At 53.6% G+C, this 3,054-nt stretch carries 2 rRNA genes (1 of these 2 running past the window's edge); both read right to left on the bottom strand.

The features are described 5' to 3' along the window. Positions 1-9: 9 nt before the first annotated feature. A 5S ribosomal RNA gene (gene rrf / locus H4O11_RS19180) occupies positions 10-124 on the bottom strand. A gap of 174 nt (positions 125-298) precedes the next feature. Then, positions 299-3,054, bottom strand: a 23S ribosomal RNA gene (locus H4O11_RS19175) (it continues 125 nt past the right edge of the window).

Raw genomic sequence — 3,054 nt, 5'->3', positions numbered from 1 at the left:
GGGTATAAACCCTGGCGATGACCTACTCTCGCATGGCTTGAGCCACACTACCATCGGCGCAGCTGCGTTTCACTTCCGAGTTCGGGATGGGATCGGGTGGTTCCACAGCGCTAATTTCACCAGGGAGGCTTTTGGAGTGTCGCCGTGGGTCATCGTGTCCTTGCAGGGAGCCGGCACACGGGTGTGCTGGCTTTACAAAGAGACGCGCCTACAGCGCCTGCCTCTCGTTTGGTCTTGTGACGTAGCGTGCACTTGGATCTATCGACATGTCATGTCGGCCAAGGCAACTTGAGGTTATATGGTCAAGCCGCACGGATCATTAGTATCAGTTAGCTCAATACATTGCTGTACTTACACACCTGACCTATCAACCACATAGTCTATATGGTTCCTTCAGGGGGCTTGTGCCCCGGGAGATCTCATCTTGAGGCGCGCTTCCCGCTTAGATGCTTTCAGCGGTTATCGCTTCCGAACATAGCTACCCGGCAATGCCACTGGCGTGACAACCGGAACACCAGAGGTTCGTCCACTCCGGTCCTCTCGTACTAGGAGCAGCCCCTCTCAAATCTCCAACGCCCATGGCAGATAGGGACCGAACTGTCTCACGACGTTCTGAACCCAGCTCGCGTACCACTTTAAATGGCGAACAGCCATACCCTTGGGACCGACTACAGCCCCAGGATGTGATGAGCCGACATCGAGGTGCCAAACACCGCCGTCGATATGAACTCTTGGGCGGTATCAGCCTGTTATCCCCGGAGTACCTTTTATCCGTTGAGCGATGGCCCTTCCATACAGAACCACCGGATCACTAAGTCCTAGTTTCCTACCTGCTTGATCCGTCGATCTTGCAGTCAAGCACGCTTATGCCTTTGCACACAGTGCGCGATGTCCGACCGCGCTGAGCGTACCTTCGAGCTCCTCCGTTACTCTTTAGGAGGAGACCGCCCCAGTCAAACTACCCACCATACACGGTCCCTGATCCGGATTACGGACCTAGGTTAGAACGTCAAGCACGACAGGGTGGTATTTCAAGGATGGCTCCACCACAGCTAGCGCCATGGTTTCGTAGCCTCCCACCTATCCTACACAGACGAACTCAACGTTCAGTGTAAAGCTATAGTAAAGGTTCACGGGGTCTTTCCGTCTTGCCACGGGAACGCTGCATCTTCACAGCGATTTCAATTTCACTGAGTCTCGGGTGGAGACAGCGCCGCTGTCGTTACGCCATTCGTGCAGGTCGGAACTTACCCGACAAGGAATTTCGCTACCTTAGGACCGTTATAGTTACGGCCGCCGTTTACTGGGGCTTCGATCAAGAGCTTCGCCTTGCGGCTGACCCCATCAATTAACCTTCCAGCACCGGGCAGGCGTCACACCCTATACGTCCACTTTCGTGTTTGCAGAGTGCTGTGTTTTTGATAAACAGTCGCAGCGGCCTGGTTACTGCGACCCTCTTCAGCTATAGCTCGCATGAGCCACCAAAAAGGGTGCACCTTCTCCCGAAGTTACGGTGCCATGTTGCCTAGTTCCTTCACCCGAGTTCTCTCAAGCGCCTGAGAATTCTCATCCTACCCACCTGTGTCGGTTTACGGTACGGTCTGCGTAAGCTGAAGCTTAGGAGCTTTTCCTGGAAGCGTGGTATCAGTGACTTCGCCTTAAAGGCTCGTCTCGGTGCTCGGTCTTAAAGGATCCCGGATTTGCCAAAGATCCAAACCTACCGCCTTTCCCCAGGACAACCAACGCCTGGTACACCTAACCTTCTCCGTCCCTCCATCGCACTTACGCGAGGTGCAGGAATATTAACCTGCTTCCCATCGACTACGACTTTCGTCCTCGCCTTAGGGGCCGACTCACCCTGCGCCGATTAACGTTGCGCAAGGAAACCTTGGGCTTTCGGCGTGCGGGTTTTTCACCCGCATTATCGTTACTCATGTCAGCATTCGCACTTCCGATACCTCCAGCAGACTTCTCAATCCACCTTCAACGGCTTACGGAACGCTCCTCTACCGCGTACATATAAATATGCACACCCCAAGCTTCGGTTCACTGCTTAGCCCCGTTAAATCTTCCCCGCAGACCGACTCGACCAGTGAGCTATTACGCTTTCTTTAAAGGGTGGCTGCTTCTAAGCCAACCTCCTGGCTGTCTGTGCCTTTCCACATGGTTTTCCACTTAGCAGTGAATTTGGGACCTTAGCTGTGGGTCTGGGTTGTTTCCCTTTTCACGACGGACGTTAGCACCCGCCGTGTGTCTCCCATACAGTCCGTCTCGGTATTCGGAGTTTGCAATGGTTTGGTAAGTCGCGATGACCCCCTAGCCATAACAGTGCTCTACCCCCGAGAGGATACATATGAGGCGCTACCTAAATAGCTTTCGAGGAGAACCAGCTATCTCCGGGTTCGATTAGCTTTTCACTCCTAATCACAGCTCATCCCCGTCTTTTGCAACAGACGTGGGTTCGGGCCTCCAGTACCTGTTACGGCACCTTCACCCTGGCCATGACTAGATCACCCGGTTTCGGGTCTACTGCCCGCGACTATGCGCCCTTATCAGACTCGGTTTCCCTTCGCCTCCCCTATACGGTTAAGCTTGCCACGAACAGTAAGTCGCTGACCCATTATACAAAAGGTACGCAGTCACTCCTTGCGGAGCTCCTACTGCTTGTACGCACACGGTTTCAGGATCTATTTCACTCCCCTCTCCGGGGTTCTTTTCGCCTTTCCCTCACGGTACTGGTTCACTATCGGTCGGTCAGTAGTATTTAGCCTTGGAGGATGGTCCCCCCATGTTCAGACAGGGTTTCACGTGCCCCGCCCTACTCGTCTTCACTGAAATGGCCCTTTCAGATACAGGGCTATCACCTTCTATGGCCAGTCTTTCCAGACTGTTTTCCTAGAACCAAATCAGCTTAAGGGCTAGTCCGCGTTCGCTCGTCGCTACTTACGGAATCTCGGTTGATTTCTTTTCCTCTGGTTACTTAGATATTTCAGTTCACCAGGTTCGCTTCCAGCAGCTATGTATTCACTGCAGGATACCGCCGGAGCGGTGGGT

Origin of the sequence: Stenotrophomonas tumulicola, assembly GCF_014117215.1 — a bacterium.
Lineage (GTDB): Bacteria > Pseudomonadota > Gammaproteobacteria > Xanthomonadales > Xanthomonadaceae > Stenotrophomonas > Stenotrophomonas tumulicola.
Note: the sequence above shows the minus strand (reverse complement) of the source record. Positions and strands in the feature narration are given on the sequence as shown.